This window comes from Candidatus Accumulibacter contiguus, from assembly GCF_036625285.1.
GTDB classification, from domain to species: Bacteria; Pseudomonadota; Gammaproteobacteria; order Burkholderiales; family Rhodocyclaceae; genus Accumulibacter; species Accumulibacter contiguus.
This window is the reverse complement of the sequence record NZ_JAZKUC010000002.1, coordinates 383,038-401,117: the sequence shown is the minus strand read 5'-3', so window position 1 is coordinate 401,117 and position 18,080 is coordinate 383,038. Positions and strand designations below refer to the sequence as shown.

Sequence of the window (18,080 nt, the reverse complement as noted above, 5' to 3'; positions counted from 1 at the left end):
AGGTTTACCGGGAGGGCGGGGCTGGAGAGCCCGCTTCATGGATGCCGTTGCGACAGCCGATGCCTGTTTTGTGGGTTGGCGGATCTATTGTGCTCCAATTTGCCCCGATTCGAGGCAAGTCGTTCCCTCAGCTTGTGGGCGCTGATCTCCCGTCAATGACCAAGGGGAGTCACGTTTACAGGGTCAGTTCGCCTCCTGAGTGGCGATGGGAATCGACAGGGTTCCTGCGAACAGCGGCCGAAGCTGCGTTTGCACGATCGCCATCACGGCCCCACAGCAGGTGCACAGAATCGGCGCCCGTTCCTTGACCCAGGCCAAGTCTGACCAGGAACGCACTTCAGCAGCACGTGCAGCAAGGCGATCACGTGCTTGCAGTTGGGGTGCAAAAAGCCGAAGTTGCGCGCCCGCCGGAAGCCCTTCGGCAAGACATGCTGCAGGACCAGCCACAGGAAAAGAGCGCCGGACACGGTCCGCCGTTCCCTCCTCGTCGGTCTTGGCGTTGCGATAGCGGAAGCTCACCTGCCCGTTGGCGCAGGCGACGATATCGTTCTCCTGAATGACACCCCGATAAAGATAGCGCCCCAGATAGATGAGGGCCGACTCGCCGCTGCCCACCGATTTGCAATCCACCACCCACTCCTGGGATAGCGAGCAGGAAGCGTCAGCCCGGCCGTTTCGATCGCCGCCAGGATCTTCGCCCGAAAGACCTTGGCCAGAGCCTTGTGGTTGAACAGATAGCCCCCTTTGGCCTTGCCTCGCGGCTTGGTTCGCCATTGCTTTTGCTTACCGTCGACCACTGCCGCCGGCATGACGAGATGGACATGCGGGTGATAATCCAGCCGGCGCGTGTTCGTGTGCAGCACCGCAGTGGCACCCGGCGTCCCCTGAAGCGGTTTGTCGTTCTGGCTGAAGGTACGCACCGTCTCCCAGCTACAACTCATGAGCAGATCATAGACGACGTTCTGGTGCGCCCAGGCCAGCGTCCGGAATTCGGCGGGCAGGGTGAAGGTCAGCAGAAAGTACTCGGCGGGCACCTGCTTCTTCAACTGACGTTCCAGCCATTGCTGACTCTCATGATGCTGGCAGTGCGGGCAGTGGCGGTGGCCGCAGGAATGTGGCACCAGTTTCTGATGCTCACATGCCGTGCATTTGACCTGCATCATGGGGCTGGCCTGCGTGCGGCAATGTTTCATGGCCGCGAGTGCGCGGTAGTGATCAGGCGTGAGTTGATCCCGGTATTGCGCCAGGAAGTCCGCCTCGAAGGTGTCAATGACGGTAGCCAGGCGGATCATTTGACCTGCCCCCAGGTGATGGAGAAGCCATCCATCAGGCCGTTGATCCGTGCGATGGCGTGATGCTTGGTCTGGTCGGTCAGATGGGTGTAGCGAGCGGTGGTCAGAATCGAGTGATGGCCGAGGAATTTCTGCACCTCGATCAGATCGACGCCAGCCTCGATCAGGTGGGTCGCGTACGAATGGCGAAGGCTGTGGGGGGTGATCTTTTTTTTAGCCCGCAGGCCTCGACTACCCGGTGCAAGGTGGTCTGTACGCCACCGGGGTCCATCGGCGTCGTGGCGGTCGCCGCGCCTTTCAGGCCGTCGTGGCGACTGGGAAAGAGCAGGACCGGGTTACGATGCACCTGCCAGAAGCGGCGCAGGAGTTGATGGGTCGCTTGCGGCAGCGGCACCAGACGATCCTGGTTGCCCTTGGCGTCACGGATATGCACGCGCCCGCGTGCGCCATCGATGTCGCCGACCTGCAGCCGCAGCCCTTCCCCCAGGCGCAGTCCGAGGCTATAGAGCGTGAATCGGAAAGAGCCAGCGGTGCCGGCGGGCGGGGCGCTGGCGCCATCGGGCCGAACACCACTTGACGTCGTCGGGCGTCCTCGCGGTAGACCCCGCTACGCGGGATGTCCATGACGGCGCAGGCACAGGCCAGCCCGACGGCCGGAGCCAAGACATGGACGGCGTTCATCAGAATAACTCTTGCAGCGTCTCGTCCGTCGGCAGCCCCAACAAGGCGCAAACTTTTTTTTGGACGTCGATGATGGTACGGGCCTGCGCCAGCTTATGGCGCAGGCGCTCAATCTCTTGGGTGAGTGTGGTGATTTTCCGGGCCTCTTGGAGAGCCGGGTCGGCTTTGCGCCCGCGCTTTTGCGGCGTCAGCGCGGCCTGCTCGGCGGCCTGCCGCTGCTTGCGCCAGGTGTTCAAGTGCGAGGAATAAATACCTTCACGACGCAGCAGCGCGCCAATCTCACCGGCTTCCGTGCAGCCGTCGGCCTCGGCCAGGATGCGCTGCTTCTCGCTACTGGAAAACTGGCGCCGTTTCGCCGTAGCCGCGACTTCCGGGTTCGGCGGCGGCGCGCTGGAGGACCCGTTTCCAGTCGCCCTTCGGGCTCCTTCCAACGGGTCCTCCAGCGCCAAGGCGTTGGGTGTGCTCATCGTGTCTTCTTTCGTATTGGCCATGATTCAGTCCTACCTTTCTACTCTAATTCGTGAGGGGTAGGTGTCTCAGGCCATATTGACACGGAGGGAAAAGCTTGGGGTCAAAAAAGCTTGGGTAGAGTAGAGGACAGGCTTTCGCCTGCCCTCCCTCATCAAACCGTGCATGCGATTTTCCCGCACACGGCTTTCCGATGCTCTTCACGCCACGGCATGCGCCGAGTTCCAGCCCGCCTTCGTAGGAACTTTGTATAGCCCGTAGCGCCCGTAGAGATGAGCACTTGGAAACCGGCGGAAACCAGTTCCTCGGTCCTTCACCTGATGACGCTTCATCAAATGGGTTCGCAACCGGTCTTCCGCGTGGTATCTGACTTTGCTCATCGCCAGACTTGAGTTTCGATAGTGGAAGTAGTTTGCCCAGCCTCGCAGGCTGCGGTTGACGTTTCCCACGATATCTCTCAAGGGGATGGGGGTCAGTTTCCGGCCCGTGAGTTCCGTCAGCCTCGCCTTGATTTTCTTCAGCGATTTGTCTGCTGGCCGGACATTCGGGTACGGTTTTCCAGTCTTGGCCCCTCGACTCATCTGAATCGTGAAACCCAGGAAGTTGAAGCTTGCTTGGGTGGCGTCCACGATGTGGGTCTTCGTCTCGTTGAGGCGTGTCCTTTCGGCAACGCTGCGAAACCCCGGTCGCGCGGGCCTCAGCCGCGCGGTGGCTGATCCGCGGTGACCGCCACGGGTGGCGCGCGGCCCCGCGGCCGTGCGCAGGCAAGCCCCAGCGGCAACCCGGCGTTCGCTTCCGTTCGGAACGTTGGAGATCGTTGCGCTGCCGGGTTAGTCCGGCGGAGGTTCGGTACTCTCCGCCTCGGCGTGTGCGAGGGCTTCGCTATAGTTCCAGGGCATCCAGGCCGCCGGATCGAGCGCCACCTTGCCCGAGTGGCGCAGCAGGGAAACGAGGTAGTGGAACGGCTCGATCTTGTGGAGTTCGGCGGTATGGATCAGGGTCATGAACAGATCACCGACGCGCGCGCCGTTCAACGTGCGATAGAAGAGCGCGTTCTTCCGATGCAGAATGGCCTTTTTGAGTATACGTTCGGTGATGTTGTTGTCGAGTGGGGCGCCCGGCACGCGCAGGAACAGGGTCAGCTTCTCCCAGTGGTTCTGCATGTACGCGATCGCCTGGCCGAGTCCTGAGTGGGGCTCCACGGTGTGCTCCGCGAACTGCTTGGCCATCCAGTCTTGCAGCGCCTTCATCCGTGGGCCGCTTTCCTTCTGGTGAAGGAGCAGGCGCTCGGCGGGCGAGAGCCCCTGCTGCTTGGCCTGCGCGTCGGTGTGGAAGACGGCGCGCAGCGTGTGCAGGACAAAGGCCACTTCTTCCGGAAAGGCCTCGACCACATCGACGTAATTGCGTCGCGCATGCGGGATGCACGAGGCGGACAGCGTGGAATGATCGCCCGGCCGGTTGCGCGTCGAGGCATCGGACATGTGGATCGGCGGATCGGTCACTTCCCGCAGATCGAGCACTTCGGCAAGGTGTTCGCCGGCATGACAGGGCCCGGTCTTGAACAAGGCGATCAAACCATTTGGCGTCTCGGCAACGACACCGGAAGTGAACACGCCGGTGCGATCGGCGGACGCGCCGGCGGGCAGCGCTTCGGCGCGTGCCTCTTGCGTCAGGGTCAGGATGCGCATCGTCGTATCATCGTTGTACACCACGGTTCCTTGGGCTGCCTGCCGTGCCAGTTCGTCGAAGACCGGCATGAGGGGCGCGGCGGCGGCGGCCACGACTTCCCATTGCGTGCCGACCGGCATCGGGATGGCCAAACCCTGTTCCAGCCGCTCGATGCGGTGGAACGGCAGACCGCAGCCGTATTTGAGGAGCGCGATCATCGCCGCGGCGCTGTCGTCGTACTTTGCCTTGCCGACGCCTGGCGGGGGGTCGGCGGTAAACACGGTGCCACACAAGCCGCAACGCAGCCGTTCGAGTTCGTAGACCTCCGCAAGCAGCGGCGCTACGCCGGTGATGCGAACCAGGACCGCGGGCTCTCCTCGTTGCCCATACACCCGACCGGTACACCCGTCGACGGGACACGGATCGCCGTGCCGTAACGTCGCATGCGGTACGGCAATATGCGGCGCTCGCGGATAATCGGCCGCCCCGTTCCTTCCGTGCCCGGGGCGCTTCTTCTTGGGCTCGGCTACCCCGGATTCCGGGGAGGTGGTGTCCGAAGGAGCCTGGCCGGCGGCTTGCTCGTCGCCGCCTTCCGCCGATGGACGGGTCGGCGTGTCCGCTGGCGGCGTTTCGCCCTTCTTCCCTTCCCCGAGCACATTGGCCGTGCGCTCGGTCGGCGCGCCGAAGAGAATCCGCCGTAGGCGTGCCAGCGTGGTTTCCTTCGTCTCGAGTTCGGCGGTGAGCCGCGCGAGGGTGTCCACCGCCGCCTTCAGGGTCGCCTGTTCGGTCTCGGTCAGCGGTCTGGTTCCGCTATGCTCGACGATGGCCTCGATCTCCTGCACCGGGATGACCATCCGCTGCGGCGGGTTGTGTGCAGGCCGCTTCCGGTGGGATGCCCGCTGCCGGCTCATGGCCGTACGCCAACGAGCTGGCCGAAGTCCCCCCGCAGCCGCTTCCGGCAACGGTTCGAGCGATGGCGGGGGGCCTTGCGGCCACTGACCGCGGCTGCGCGGAGGCTCGCAACCTCCTCGGCGCGGAACTCCCGTCTGCCGTACCCCCAGCTTTGCGAACTCACCAACTGCATTCTCAGTCCTCCAGCAGTGACCCTTTCTACCCAAGGTATTCTGCCAAAGACCAGCGACGATGTCTAGTCCTTTCGCGAAAGGTCGTTTTCGGTATCCCCGTTGCGGTGGGTGACGACCGGCTTTCGGAAGTTCTGCTTGCGGGCTGCGCTCTCGCAGGTCAGACGACCGCTCGCCATTCCGGGATTCCGCCGGCCGCGGCGTAGTCGCCTCCCGAGAGCAGGACCGCCAGCGCGTGCGGGGCGAGGAGCTTCCCTGGTGACTCCTGCGGCCAGAAGCGGTAGTGCCCCTGCGACAGCCGCTTTTGACAGAGCCAGAAGCCTTGCCCGTCATAGACCAGGAGTTTGACCGCCGTGCGCCGGCGATTGCAGAAAACGAACACGCCGCCGCTGAACGGGTCTTGGGCCAGTTTCTGCCGCACATGTCGGGCGAGACCGTCGATGCCGCAACGAAAATCCGCGGGCTCGGCAGCTACCCAGACACGCAGGCGCGCGTTCAGCGCGAGCATGGCTGGACCTGCCAGAGGCTACACGCGACCTCGGCCATGTGGCTGCTGGCCGCTTGTGGCAGTTCGATGCGCAGCGCGCGGCCCGCTCGGTCGGTGAGAACCAGGACGCACACAGGTGGCGCCAGCGGCAGGCCGAGATCGAGTTCGACGAAGCTCGATGACACGGGCGCGCTGCGCGCGTCTTCGGCGGCGTTCCTGGCGGTCAGGCGGTGCTTCAGGCTCTTGTAGTCGAGCTTCAGGGCGACGGCAACCTTGGCGATGCCGTACCGCTCGGCGAGTTCGGTCGCTTGCGACCACAGCTCCTCCGGAATGCGAGAACTGCGGCGGCGGGTGCTCCGCCACTGGGCAAGCGCCGCGGCGGTTTCGGCCAGTGGCGGGGCGGTTGCAGGTAAAGACGTTGACATTGGTAGGCCTTTCGAACGGTCGTTACGGGCCTACCAAGGTACCAGGCCAGCGCTGGAATTTCACGCAGCATTGCCGAAAGGACACGTTGAGGCTGAGGTCCAGACGGTCCAGGACATGACGCACCACTTTCAGCGGTTCCTCTACCTCTTTTCGGCACAGGATGACAAAGTCGTCCGCGTAACGCACGAGATGTGCGGATAGCTTGCCCTTCAGGTGCTGCCGTTGCCATATTCGGTCGAGAATATGCAGGTAGCAGTTGGCCAAGAGCGGGGAGATCACGCCGCCCTGCGGCGTGCCTTTGCGATTGGCTTTTCCACCACCTACGGTCTTCTTCACTCCGTTGTCGTCTTCGCCGATGACCGGGGCTTTGAGCCATTGCTTGATGAGGTGCAGAATCCCCCCATCGACAACACGCTCGGCCACCACGGCCAGTAGCTTGGCATGCGGAATGCTATCGAAGTACTTTGATAGATCGGCGTCTATGACTTGAGTGTAGCCGGCCCATAACGTGTGGGCGATGTCATCCACGGCATCGTGGGCCGACCTCCTGGGCCGGAATCCGTACGAGTGCTCACAGAAGTCGGCTTCAAAGATCGGTTCGATGATGAGTTTCACCGCCATTTGTGCGACCCGATCGCGGAGCGTCGGTATCCCAAGCGGGCGCTGACTGCCATCCGCTTTGGGAATCATGACGCGCCTTACCGGCTGGGCGCGGTAGGTCTTGTCTTTCAGATCACGGGCCAGGTCCCGCAGAAACGTCTCTACCCCGATTCCGCTCTCGATGGCCTCGAAGCTGATCCCATCCATACCGGGACTGCCTCGGTTCGACCGGACAAGCCGCCAGGCATGACTGAGGATGTCTTCCCGGTAGAGCTTGTCGTAAAGCGCGTAAAAGCGATAGGCTGGTTCTTGCTTGGCCTTGGCATACAGCTTCCTCTGTAGCGTCCTGATCGTGTCCGGGGTGGTTAGCGACATGGCAATCCCTCGATCCTCCGCTCTTCGGTTGCACGAACAAAGTAGGGTCCCTTCCCTCGTCCGGGGTTATGTTGTCCCACGAACTCAGACGGTACTATGAACCCCTCCGACTCCCGCCTGCAGCCGCTGCGCTTTCGTTGCCTTATACGCAGCAGTCGGTGGTCTCCCCACCTCCGCAGACGGGCCTCCAGCACTGGGCAGTAAGTCTTCAAGAACATGCCATCCCTGCTACCCCGGGAGTCGATTGACGCCACTTCCGTTATTCCAGCGCCCATCCAACGGCCTTCCCCTTCTGACCACAGGGTCGGCTCCTCCACATAATTTACGAGGCTACTCATAGGTTCACTTGCGTTACGGCCTGCTCTCTTGCTGTTGGAAACTCACGACCCCGTGTCGCCACGGCGCCGCTTCCTCATGCTACCGGGGCGTACGGACAACTCCCCAGACGGGACTTAAACCCGCTAGACTTGCTGCTGTTACTGCGAACGGTCAAGTCTTGCAATCATGCATCCATGCCCAATAGAAAGTTGGGCGCTGCGGAGCCGCCCTGATGCGCCGCATTTTTCTCTGAGGAGATCATTGTGAAACGCAAGAGTCTTGGTAACTACTCAGGGCGACCACGCCGAAGCTCAAGCGAGGCGAGGCTGAGGGGGCTGGCCCTGGAAAGTGAGGATCAGGGCGTGGAAGAGATTGGCGCCCTGCTTGTGCATGGTTGCGAGATACGAGTGAATGATGCAGTAGGCATCGGCCCCCTTCTTGGTCCGGAAGCCGCCGGAGACTTTCTGTTTGACCTTGGACATGCGCACGGCTTGCTCGGCCAGGTTGTTGGTGAACGGAACGCCGGGATCCGTGGCAAAGCGCCAGACATCGTCGGTGTAGGTGCGCAAGCGCAGGAGGAGGTTCGTCGCCTTGCTTTGCCGGGGACGCCCGCGTTTGCCCGAGGGTGGAGCCCGGGGATTGAGGGCTTCCCCTTCACTGAGAATGTCGGCGTAGCGGGACAGGAAGAACGCCCGGCGGGATTCCGGCAGCGGCGCACCGGTCTGACCGACCTCATGACAGGCCGTCAGCAGGAGATCGATCATGCGGCCGGCCCAGGCTTGCCCGAGATCCTCAAAGAGGTAGGTCAGCTCGCGCAAGTGATGGGCATTGCACAGACCGTGCTTGCAGAGGAGGTCACGATAAGGTTTCCCAGCCATCGTGAATGAGGGTGCCCAGGAAGCCGGGCAGAATTCCCAGGGCATCGAACGCCTGCTTGCCGCGTTTCGCATGGCAGGCGACCCAGGTCAGCAGTGTGGTCGCCAGGACGTGCATCCAGTGCAGCGAGCCGGCGACACGCAGCCCGGTCTCATCGGCGTGCGCGACATCGGCGACTTGAAGGGCCTGGCCGATGGTGCCCACCGTCGGCGTCAGCCGGACCCCGGCCTCCTGTGAGGCGGCGAGTACCGTGGCTTCGGCCATCGGCAGTCCGAAGAAATCGTCCATCAGCTCCGACGTGCGTTGCACCGGCATCATGTGGTGTTGCGTCAGATGCACCGCTGCCGCCAACGCCGCCGGCCCGTACTGGACCGGCGAAGAAACGCCTTCCGGGAACTCGCCACGGCACACCTCGCCGCAGGCGCAGGTCGCCGCCCAAACTTGATGCTCGGTGACCTCAAAGCGCAACGGCGGCAGATCGAACACCTGCCGGCTCTCGGCCATCGTCGCTTCCCCCAGGGGGCCTTGGCACGCGTGGCAGTGGGCCGCGGGCAAATGCACGACGACTCGATCCGGCTTTTCTACCTTCTGGAGCGTGTGTCCAGTATGCCCCGGCTGTCCGCCATTCGGGTGCTGCCCCGGTTTGCGCAGCGAACGGGGCTTGGCCGGCAGCTTGGCCAGCCCATCCGAGGACGGTGGTTTGCTCGAATTGTGGCTATTCTTGGCCCCTCGACCTTCCAGTTCCTGCACCTTCGCCTGCAGCTTCTCCACTTCTCCCCTCAACTGCCGCACCAGCGCACGTAAGGGCCAAAGCTCGCGGATCAGATCATCCTTCTCGGCAACACTCAGTCGTTCAAGGTCGGGAATCTCGTCCATGCCCACTCACCTGTACGAAGCCTATCCATTGCGAGGTCAATGCTGGGTTCTCTTGAAAGCTTGGACGTTCGCTCTGAGCAAAAATTCCAGTACCTGAGCGTCGCCACGCTTCAGCCTGTCCGCTTGGCGGAGGACTCCTGAGTAGTTACGAGTCTTGTGAAAATTCCTGCGCTTACCGCCCTGCTGGCGGGCATTGCACTGAGCGGCGCGGCGCAGGCCATGTTGATTGACCGTGGCGGCGGCCTGATTTACGACAACGTACTCAACATAACCTGGTTGTCCGATGCCAATTACGCCAAGACCAGTGGCGTTGACGCGGATGGCCTGATGAACTGGACGGCTGCCAACGCTTGGGCGGCGGGTCTGGTGTACGGCGGCTACAGTGACTGGCGCCTACCCACCACGCTGCAACCGGATGCCAGTTGTAGCAACCACCTGGCTGGTGGTATAAGCTTTGGCTACAACTACTGGCAGTGAGATGGGGCATCTGTTTTACGCGGACCTGGGGGGTACTGCCGGGTACTCTCTCCTGACCAGTACCGATCCTGATGTTGCAATGTTTATCAACATCCCGTCCACCTCTGCCGACCCGTCCGACAATTCAGACAATTTTTGGTCCGCCACGGAGTACGCGCCGGAGGCAGCAACCGCTGCGTGGCATTTTTACACCGTCAACGGCCAACAGCGCGCGAGCGGCAAGGACAAAGAGTTCTTTGCCTGGGCGGTTCGCCCCGGCGATGTCGCCGCCGTACCGGAGCCCGCGACGCTCCTGCTCTTATTGTCTGGCCGTAACTACTCAGGTCAAATTGTTATGTAAAAACAATTGGTTAGAAACATGAGAACAATGGCATAAACTTGCAACCACTTGATTCTAAATCAGTCCCATTCGTCATTATGCTATTTCAATATTCGCAACGTGTTGATTTTTAACAAGATGCAGTACCTGAGTAGTTACGTCTGGCCTTGGGGTTATGTTCATCCGTTCGCGGTCGCACAGCGGCTGACGCGGCAGCGTGCTGGGCGGGCGTCGTTATCCTGCCATTTGGCTGGCTGACGCGCTTGCGTCCCCACGTGGTCCGGAGGGATGCTTGGCCCGTGGCCGGTCAGCAGTGGCCGGGCATTTGCCAACTCTTCGCCCAACCCAGCACTTCCTGGGGCCCTGCGCTTTCACTTTGGGCGTCAAGAAAGCGCGCTCTGATATAATTGCCCAGTCCCGGTTCATGGCGAGGTGCATCATGGAATTCACGGCGGTTTTTGAGAAGGTTCCTGAAGGCTACATCGCCTTCGTTGAAGAGCTTCCTGGCGCCAATACGCAGGGCACCACTTTGGCTGAAGCTCGGGAGAATCTGCATGAAGCCATCGAGTTGGTTTTAGAAGCTAATCGCGCGCTTGCCGAGGAATCGATCCAAGGGCGCCAAGTCTTTAAAGAGCGGCTTGTTGCGGCTGCGTAATGAAACGCCATGATCTCGTGAGGCACTTGCAGCGTCACGGCTGCGAGCTATTCCGGGAGGGTGGCAGCCACACGGTGTTTGTTAATCGCGTAGCGGGAAAATCGACCACCGTCCCGCGTCACCGAGAAATCAATGAGTACCTTGCTTGCCGTATTTGCAAGGATCTTGACGTTCCTCAGCCGTGATGCCGCCCAACAAGGCGCTCCAGCGGGCAGGCCGGCCTCCGCTTCGCTCCGGCTGGCCGTGTGCCGCTGAGCTTTCACGTTGGGCGTGCGGAGCCAAATCATGACCCAGAGCTGTCGCGGCCGAAGGCTTTGCCCAGGGGCTGTGGCTTTGCCAAACGCGGCACTTCCCCCTCGCGGCCGTGCAGCCGCTGGCGAGGCGGTGTGCTGGGCGGGCGTCGTTATCCTGCAAGCCTGGCTGGCTGACGCGCTTGCGGCGTGGCGCGGCCGGGCCGGATGCTTAGCCCGTGGCCGCGTCGGCAGGCCACTCAGCCGTGGCGGACCATTTGCCAACTTTTCGCCCAACCCTGCGCTCCAGGCGACCGGCCGCATAAAGCCGCGGCCGTCGCCTGAGCTTTCACGTTGGGCATTGGAAGATGGAGCCTTACGTGGCCTTAGCGCATGTGCCAGTATCCTGGCTTACGGCGCTGGTGCGCGACAGCGAGCACTGTCACTGTACTGCCCAGAATCTCGTAGAAGACTGTGTAGGGGAAGTGACGAAGAACATGTCGCCTGATCGCATCCTCGTCTTCGGGCCACATCAGCGCATCGACCGCAAGTCGATCAATCGCCTCAAGCGTTTCAGTTCGAAAAGCCTGGGCCGCGATAGGGCTGCGATCGAAATACCAAAGGAATGCCTCTCTGACTTCTGCCTCTGCTTCGGGCAGAATTTCGACTGCGAAGCGCGTCACAGAGCGCTCAGTCTCGCTCTGGCTTCCGCCCAAGGAGCGGCCTTGACTGTCCCAGCCCGAAGGGCCGCTTGCCGCGCCCTGATCTCCTGCCGCCACGCTTCCGTGATTGAAGAATCGTCACTGCCTTCGAGGCTATCGAGTAGCGCTACCGTCAACGCCGAACGCTCGTCGGGAGGCAATCCGAGAGCTTCGTCAAGAATGTGGTCTACGTGGGCGTTCATGGGGCTAAGTTTAGCACTCAAGCCGTGCTCGGTCACTGCCTTGCCTGCTTCGAGCCGCCACCCAACCCTGCTGTTGAGTTCCGCATCGGCCACATCATGACCTCTGGCTCTTCCGGCGACCGGCTTGGCCGATGGCGGCGGCGTTGGCCACCGGCCTTGCCCATGGGCGGCGCTACTGGCCACCGCAGTGCTTGCCCGTTGCGACCCTGTTGGGGCTGACGCGGCGGCGTGGCGTGGTCGGCAGGGCGCTTACCCCGCCGCATCGGCTCACCGCCAATGGGCTGGGCGTTTGGAATCAAAAGGAGAATCAATAAAGGGGCCAGGCTGTTCGCCGTGATCGGCGGTATATCCAGCGGGTTAAAGTCCCGTGAAAGGAGTTGTCCGTACGCCTTTCTAGCACCGGGAAGCGGCGTTCGAGTAATCGGAGGTCATAAGTTTCCCAGGGCAAAGCAGCAGGCCGCAACGCAAGTGAACCTAGACGTAGCCTCGTCACACTAACGGTCATTGCAGTTGCGGCCACCCCGGATGATGAAAGAAGATCCGAGTTGGGAAGCGGCGGGAAGAGGTCGCACAATATTTTGGCGGCTTGACCCCACAAGCTAACGGGACCCGCTGAACCGACTCGTACCCCGGATTGCTGCCATCGAGCGCACACATGAAAAGGGCCGCTGGCGACTGGTCGCCTTCAGGCAATTTCGGTTCTGGCACCCACCGCTTCCCGCCTTCGAGTGTATTGTGAAAGGAGACGGTATGGAACTGGTTCCCATCCACAAACGAGTCATCGGACTCGACGTTCATCAGGCCCAGATCACGGCATGCGCGATCCTTGAGGAAGCGGATGGCGAGACACGCATCGAGCAGCATCAATTGGGATTGGGGGCCTTCAAAAAGGACCGGCGGGCGTTGGCGGCCTGGGCGGCGGCGCTGAATCCCGACGAAGTGGTCCTGGAAAGCACGGGCATCTACTGGAAGAGCCCCTATGCGGCGCTGGAGGTGGTGGGCATCCGGGCGAAGGTGGTCAATGCCCGTCACGTCAAGCAGGTGCCTGGGCGCAAGACCGATGTCGGCGACGCCCAGTGGCTCGCGACCCTGGCGCGTGCCGGTCTGCTGCGTGGGTCATTCGTGCCGCCGGCCAAACTGCGTGAACTCCGGGTGATCTCCCGGCAGCGACAGAAGCTGGTCAGCCTGCTCACCTCCGAGAAGAACCGCCTGCACAAAGTGCTTTCCGATGCAGGCATTCGCTTGGGCGTGGTCGTCAGTGATCTCCATGGCCAGTCGGCACGCGCCATGATCAAGGCGATTCTCGACGGCCAGCCTCCGCATGAGGTGCTCCATCTCGCCAGCCGACGTCTCAAAGCCAGCCGCGAGGAATGGTACGATGCCCTCCAGGGTGAATGGACCGCGAGCCATGGGTTCGTTCTCGACGAACTGTTGCGGCATATCGAAGAACTGGAAGCGAGCATCGCCCGTTTCGACGCCCGCCTGCTCAGTGAGTTGGCGAGCGAGAAAAATGCCCTGGCACTGCTGCAAACCTTACCCGGTGTCGACGTCATCGGTGCGGCCATGCTGCTGGTCGAAATCGGCAGCGACAGGAGCGTTTTCGGTACCCCCGACCGCCTGGCTTCCTGGGTCGGCATCTGTCCAGGAAACTATGAGTCGGCGGGGAAGCGCAAGTCGGGGCATATCCGCAAGGGCAATCCCTACGTCCGCCGACTCCTGTGTGAGTTCGCTCACGCCGCCAGACGCACCAAGTCGGCGTTCCAGGCCAAGTTCCAGTCGCTGATCGTTCGCCGCGGTTACCAACGAGCCATCGTCGCTTTGGCTCACAAGATGTTGCGCACCATCTTTTTCATGCTCAAGCGGGGCGAATATTACCGGGATTCCGCCACCAACTATGAGCAGATCTCCGTACAGCGCAACGCTTCTCGCTGGATCAAGGCTCTAACTCGCTTCGGCTTCATCCCCGCAGCCGCTTGATTCACGCCAACTCATCGTCATGACCGGCGCCGGTCAGGCCTTCGTTCGCCTTCCGGGGGGCTTCTTTCACATTAAGCGGTACTCGAGTACCTCGGTCGCTACACGCATCGGGTGGCGATCTCTAACGAGCGTATCCTCGGCATCGACGGCAACGACGTGCTCCTGCCCCTCAAAAATATCGGCAAGCTGCCAGAAGCAACCGCTGCCTCAGCCTGACCAGCCATCGCTTTACTTGACTATCCTGCTGACGGCGGGAGGTCTGTGTTTGTCTTTGTTTCCCGGGCTTTCACGGTAAGCCTGTCCTGCCAGGCCCGCAGGGCAAGGGCGAGTCTTCCGGACATCGTGACGTATTCGCCGTAGAACAAGGCATAGGCCTCGTTTTTCTTGCCGGAAGCTGCCAGCTCGACCACTTGCGCAGCCAGTTCATGAAACTCGGTATGCAATCGGCTGACTTCCTGGTAATCGTCTGATTGTTGTTCTTCTGCGGACCAGGCGGGACCGTGCAACCATTTGCCAAATTCACATTGGTCAGCCGCCCGGATGCTTTCCACATCGACGCCAGGGTGCGCTTCAAAAACAACCTCCCTGAGCTGCGACATCCACCGGGAATGTGCGCCAATCGCCTCTTCAATGTTCGCCACACTGTCCACTGCTTCTCCTCCGTTGCGTGCCCACCTGCCGGGCCACCGAGCTGTTTGATTTTTTCCTATTCTACATCCCTGGACGATGTGCCGTCTGACCGAAGAGCAGTCGTCGGCAAGCGGCGCCGTGATTCGCCCCTGAGAGCTTAGGGAATGAACGACCACTCGATCTGCTCGCTGCGCTCGATGCCTGCGGTCATCGTTCGACAGAGGGCGATGAACTCGCGCAGACCTGCGGTCTGGAACTTGCGACGGTGCCAGAGGAAGTGGAAGTGCCGGCGCAGGTCGAGTTCGGGTGTCTCGATGGCCACCAGGCTGCCGCGCCGGAAGGCCTCGCGCAAGGCCAGGCGAGAGATGCAGCCAATGCCGAGACCGAACTCGACGGCGCGCTTGATCGCTTCGGTATGCTCCAGTTCCAGCCGGACGTGCAAGGCGAAATGCTGATGGCGCAGCGCCTGGTCGAGGGTCTCGCGCGTTCCCGATCCAGGTTCGCGAACGATCCATGCCTGTTCGGCCAGTTCGGCCAGCGTTGCCCTGCCCTGCCCCGCCAGCGGATGCTCGGGCGCACAGAACACCACCAGTTCGTCTGCCACCCAGGGTTCGACGACCAGATCGGGGTGCCGGCATGATCCTTCGATCAAGCCCAGATCGAGTTCGTGGCGCGCCAGTTGATCGATGATCGTGGCAGTGTTGTGCACGCTCAATTGCAGCGTGCTCTCGGGGTGGCGTTTGAGGAAGTCGGCGACGATCAGCGTCGCCAGGTAGTTGCCGATGGTCAGCGTCGCGCCGATGCGCAGTTTGCCGTAGCCGGCGCGACCTTCGAGCACGCTTTCGATCGCCGCCGCCCGCTCGATCAGTTCGACCGCCTGCGGCAGCAGCCCCTGTCCGAGTTCGTTGAGATGCAAGGTCTTGCCGAACCTGTCGAAAAGTTGCGTGTCGTATTGTCGTTCGAGTTCGGCAAGCGCCGTGCTGGTCGCTGACTGCGACAGCGCAAGCTCTGCGGCAGCACGCGAGACGCTCTCGTGGCGAGCGACCGCCACAAACACGCTCGATCTGGCGCAAGGTGAATCTCATATCTATTTTGCAGATATACTTTATTCAAAAAATCGGTTTTACAAATATAGCATGAGCAACTACGATAATTCGCATCAATCGCACAGCAGGGTCCAGGCCATGAGCAATTATTCCGCCCAACGCGTCCTTTCGGTTCATCACTGGAACGAAACCCTGTTCAGTTTTCGCACCACGCGCGACCCCGCGCTGCGCTTCATCAACGGACAATTCGTGATGATCGGCCTGCCGCAGGAGGGGCGTCCGCTGACGCGTGCCTACAGCATCGCCAGCGCCAACCACGACGACTACCTCGAGTTCTTCAGCATCAAGGTCCCCGACGGCCCGCTGACCTCGAAACTGCAACACCTGGCGGTCGGTGACGAGGTCGTGGTCAGCCGCAAGCCGACCGGCACGCTGGTGCTGCGCGACCTGCGCCCCGGCCAGAATCTCTATCTGCTGGCCACCGGCACGGGCCTCGCGCCGTTCATCAGCCTGATCCAGGACCCCGAGACTACGAGCGTTTCGAAAAGGTGGTGCTGATCCACGGTGTTCGCTGGATCAAGGATCTGGCTTACAGCGAGTTCATCAGCGAGGAGTTGCCGAGTCACGAATTTTTCGCCGATCTGGTGCGCGACAAGCTGATCTACTACCCGACGGTGACCCGCGAACCCTTCCGCCACCAGGGCCGCATCACGCAACTGGTCGACAGCGGCCGCCTGTTCAGCCGACATTGGCCTGCCACCGTTCGACCCGGCGCGCGACCGCGCGATGGTCTGCGGCAGCCCGGCGATGATCAAGGACTGCTGCGCCCTGCTCGACAGCGCGGCTTCCAGGTTTCGCCGTACATCGGCGCCCAGGGGGATTATGTGATCGAGCGGGCTTTCGTCGACAAGTAGATGCGCTGAAATCGTCGATGCAGAGGCGAGCCATTGGCCGCCAGTCTCGGGTAGACTGGTGCTCCTTGAGACGCTTTGCGTTCGCCAACCACCACCCCTGAATCGACTGCCATGGCTCAATATGTATTCACGATGAACCGCGTGGGCAAGATCGTCCCGCCCAAGCGCCAGATCATCAAGGACATCTCGCTCTCCTTTTTCCCTGGCGCCAAGATCGGCCTGCTCGGCCTCAATGGCTCGGGAAAGTCGACGGTGCTGCGCATCATGGCGGGAGTCGACAAGGACATCATCGGCGAAGCGACGCCGATGCCCAATCTGCACATCGGCTACCTGCCGCAGGAACCGCAGCTTGATGCCGAGAAGACCGTCCGCCAGGAAGTCGAATCCGGCCTCGGCGAAGCCTTTCAGGCGCAAGCCAGGCTCGAAGAGGTCTACGCGGCCTACGCCGAGCCTGACGCCGATTTCGACCATTTGGCCGAGGAACAAGCCCGCCTCGAAGCGATCATCGCCAGCGCCGGTTCGGACCTCGACAGCCAGCTCGAACTCGCTGCCGACGCGCTGCGCCTGCCAGCCTGGGACGCACTGATCGGCAATCTTTCCGGTGGCGAGAAGCGGCGAGTCGCGCTGTGTAAACTGCTGCTGTCGAAGCCGGACATGTTGCTGCTCGACGAACCGACCAACCATCTCGACGCCGAATCGGTCGAATGGCTGGAGCAGTTCCTGGTGCGTTTCCCCGGCACGGTGGTCGCCGTCACTCACGACCGCTATTTTCTCGACAATGCCGCCGAATGGATCCTCGAACTCGACCGCGGCCACGGCATCCCCTGGAAGGGCAACTATTCGAGTTGGCTCGAACAGAAGGAAGCACGCCTGGAAACCGAGGGTCGGCAGGAGCTTGGCCGCATCAAGGCGATGAAGCAGGAACTCGAATGGGTGCGCCAGAACCCGAAAGCGCGCCAGGCCAAGAGCAAGGCGAGGCTCTCGCGTTTCGAGGAGCTGTCGAACGTCGAATATCAGAAGCGTAACGAAACGCAGGAGATCTTCATTCCAGTCGGCGAACGTCTCGGCAGCAAGGTGATCGAATTCAGGGAGGTCAGCAAGTCTTTCGGCGACCGTCTGCTGCTCGACAAACTCAGCTTCAGCGTGCCGCCGGGCGCAATCGTCGGCATCATCGGCGCGAACGGCGCCGGTAAATCGACGCTGTTCCGGATGCTGATCGGCAAGGAGCAGCCCGATTCGGGCGAGATCGAGATCGGCAACACCGTCAAGCTGGCCTACGTCGACCAGAGCCGCGATTGTCTCGACGGCGACAAGAGCGTTTTCGAGGAGGTCTCCGGCGGTGCCGAGGTGCTCACCGTCGGTCGCTATGAGACCCCGGCGCGCGCCTACATCGGCCGCTTCAACTTCAAGGGTGGCGACCAGCAAAAGCGTGTCGGCCAGCTCTCGGGCGGCGAACGCGGCCGTCTGCACATGGCCAAGACCCTGATCGCCGGCGGCAACGTCCTGCTGCTCGACGAACCATCAAACGACCTGGACGTCGAAACGCTGCGCGCACTCGAAGACGCCCTGCTCGAATTTGCCGGCAGCGTACTGGTGATTTCCCACGACCGCTGGTTCCTCGACCGTATCTGCACGCATATCCTAGCCTGCGAAGGCGATTCACAATGGACCTTCTTCAGCGGCAACTATCACGAGTACGAGGAAGACAAGAAGCGCCGGCTCGGCGAGGAAGCGACGAAGCCCAGACGGATTCGCTACAAGCCGATCACGCGATAGGGG

General features: G+C 61.8%; 17 protein-coding genes and 5 pseudogenes. 8 read left to right on the top strand and 14 right to left on the bottom strand.

The annotated features are described in order from the left end of the window. Window positions 1–183 precede the first annotated feature (183 nt). The 10 genes and pseudogenes from V5B59_RS20325 to V5B59_RS20280 form a co-directional block, all read right to left on the bottom strand. Window positions 184–1,292 (bottom strand): annotated as a pseudogene (locus V5B59_RS20325) (IS91 family transposase). Continuing rightward, a pseudogene (locus V5B59_RS20320) lies at window positions 1,289–1,746 on the bottom strand (tyrosine-type recombinase/integrase). Before V5B59_RS20320 ends, V5B59_RS20325 begins: the two co-directional pseudogenes overlap by 4 nt. A gap of 226 nt (window positions 1,747–1,972) precedes the next feature. Beyond that, on the bottom strand, window positions 1,973–2,464 hold the full coding sequence (locus V5B59_RS20315; RefSeq protein ID WP_332352270.1) for a hypothetical protein: 492 nt from the start codon (window positions 2,462–2,464) through the stop codon (window positions 1,973–1,975). Between the two features lie 177 nt (window positions 2,465–2,641). Then, a complete protein-coding gene (locus V5B59_RS20310; RefSeq protein ID WP_332352269.1) occupies window positions 2,642–3,070 on the bottom strand; it encodes a group II intron maturase-specific domain-containing protein in 429 nt (142 codons plus the stop codon). Window positions 3,071–3,271: 201 nt separating this feature from the next. Continuing rightward, window positions 3,272–5,020: an IS66 family transposase gene (gene tnpC / locus V5B59_RS20305; RefSeq protein ID WP_332352268.1), complete on the bottom strand. Its 1,749-nt coding sequence runs from the start codon at window positions 5,018–5,020 to the stop codon at window positions 3,272–3,274. Window positions 5,021–5,351: 331 nt separating this feature from the next. After that, window positions 5,352–5,699, bottom strand: a complete 348-nt coding sequence (tnpB, locus tag V5B59_RS20300) for an IS66 family insertion sequence element accessory protein TnpB (RefSeq protein ID WP_332352267.1) — start codon at window positions 5,697–5,699, stop codon at window positions 5,352–5,354. Next, window positions 5,687–6,103, bottom strand: a complete 417-nt coding sequence (locus V5B59_RS20295) for a hypothetical protein (RefSeq protein ID WP_332351655.1) — start codon at window positions 6,101–6,103, stop codon at window positions 5,687–5,689. The genes tnpB and V5B59_RS20295 overlap by 13 nt, the downstream gene beginning before the upstream one ends. Before the next feature lie 22 nt (window positions 6,104–6,125). Then, window positions 6,126–7,079, bottom strand: coding sequence for a group II intron reverse transcriptase/maturase (ltrA, locus tag V5B59_RS20290; RefSeq protein ID WP_332352266.1), 954 nt, complete (start codon window positions 7,077–7,079; stop codon window positions 6,126–6,128). Window positions 7,080–7,708: 629 nt separating this feature from the next. After that, window positions 7,709–8,275 carry an IS66 family transposase gene (locus V5B59_RS20285; protein ID WP_332352265.1) on the bottom strand — a complete coding sequence of 189 codons (567 nt, stop codon included), beginning with the start codon at window positions 8,273–8,275 and terminating at the stop codon, window positions 7,709–7,711. Continuing rightward, entirely contained in the window at window positions 8,253–9,149 is an 897-nt protein-coding gene (locus V5B59_RS20280) for an IS66 family transposase (RefSeq protein ID WP_332352264.1), read from the bottom strand. Before V5B59_RS20280 ends, V5B59_RS20285 begins: the two co-directional genes overlap by 23 nt. Window positions 9,150–9,305: 156 nt before the next feature. On the opposite strand from V5B59_RS20280, the gene V5B59_RS20275 reads away from it, so the two are divergent. The 4 genes from V5B59_RS20275 to V5B59_RS20260 all read left to right on the top strand — a co-directional run bounded on the left by V5B59_RS20275 (window position 9,306) and on the right by V5B59_RS20260 (window position 10,785). Continuing rightward, complete coding sequence (locus tag V5B59_RS20275) at window positions 9,306–9,626, top strand: hypothetical protein (RefSeq protein ID WP_169069811.1); 321 nt, start codon at window positions 9,306–9,308, stop codon at window positions 9,624–9,626. A gap of 79 nt (window positions 9,627–9,705) precedes the next feature. Beyond that, entirely contained in the window at window positions 9,706–9,966 is a 261-nt protein-coding gene (locus tag V5B59_RS20270; RefSeq protein WP_169069810.1) for a hypothetical protein, read from the top strand. Window positions 9,967–10,384: 418 nt separating this feature from the next. Continuing rightward, entirely contained in the window at window positions 10,385–10,600 is a 216-nt protein-coding gene (locus V5B59_RS20265) for a type II toxin-antitoxin system HicB family antitoxin (RefSeq protein ID WP_169069809.1), read from the top strand. Further along, window positions 10,600–10,785, top strand: coding sequence for a type II toxin-antitoxin system HicA family toxin (locus tag V5B59_RS20260; RefSeq protein ID WP_169069808.1), 186 nt, complete (start codon window positions 10,600–10,602; stop codon window positions 10,783–10,785). Before V5B59_RS20265 ends, V5B59_RS20260 begins: the two co-directional genes overlap by 1 nt. Before the next feature lie 431 nt (window positions 10,786–11,216). On the opposite strand, the gene V5B59_RS20255 is transcribed toward V5B59_RS20260, so the two are convergent. Together V5B59_RS20255 and V5B59_RS26345 are read right to left on the bottom strand one after the other, a co-directional pair. Next, entirely contained in the window at window positions 11,217–11,513 is a 297-nt protein-coding gene (locus V5B59_RS20255) for a type II toxin-antitoxin system RelE/ParE family toxin (protein WP_169069807.1), read from the bottom strand. Continuing rightward, window positions 11,510–11,734, bottom strand: coding sequence for an addiction module protein (locus V5B59_RS26345; RefSeq protein WP_169069806.1), 225 nt, complete (start codon window positions 11,732–11,734; stop codon window positions 11,510–11,512). The genes V5B59_RS20255 and V5B59_RS26345 overlap by 4 nt, the downstream gene beginning before the upstream one ends. 750 nt (window positions 11,735–12,484) lie before the next feature. On the opposite strand from V5B59_RS26345, the gene V5B59_RS20250 reads away from it, so the two are divergent. Together V5B59_RS20250 and V5B59_RS26510 are read left to right on the top strand one after the other, a co-directional pair. Next, window positions 12,485–13,711 carry an IS110 family transposase gene (locus V5B59_RS20250; RefSeq protein WP_169069805.1) on the top strand — a complete coding sequence of 409 codons (1,227 nt, stop codon included), beginning with the start codon at window positions 12,485–12,487 and terminating at the stop codon, window positions 13,709–13,711. A 75-nt stretch (window positions 13,712–13,786) separates the two neighbouring features. Beyond that, window positions 13,787–13,885, top strand: a pseudogene (locus V5B59_RS26510) (transposase); the annotation flags it as partial. A gap of 62 nt (window positions 13,886–13,947) precedes the next feature. Here V5B59_RS26510 and V5B59_RS20245 read toward each other — a convergent pair. Both V5B59_RS20245 and V5B59_RS20240 read right to left on the bottom strand, forming a co-directional pair. Then, the gene (locus tag V5B59_RS20245) at window positions 13,948–14,361 is read right to left on the bottom strand and encodes a CZB domain-containing protein (RefSeq protein WP_034920387.1); all 414 of its coding nucleotides are present in this window, start codon (window positions 14,359–14,361) and stop codon (window positions 13,948–13,950) included. Between the two features lie 137 nt (window positions 14,362–14,498). Next, window positions 14,499–15,426: pseudogene (locus V5B59_RS20240) on the bottom strand (LysR family transcriptional regulator). Between the two features lie 99 nt (window positions 15,427–15,525). Between V5B59_RS20240 and V5B59_RS20235 the strand changes: the two are divergent. Further along, window positions 15,526–16,301 (top strand): annotated as a pseudogene (locus V5B59_RS20235) (ferredoxin--NADP reductase). A gap of 111 nt (window positions 16,302–16,412) precedes the next feature. Continuing rightward, window positions 16,413–18,077, top strand: coding sequence for an energy-dependent translational throttle protein EttA (gene ettA / locus V5B59_RS20230; RefSeq protein ID WP_169069803.1), 1,665 nt, complete (start codon window positions 16,413–16,415; stop codon window positions 18,075–18,077). Window positions 18,078–18,080: the final 3 nt, after the last annotated feature.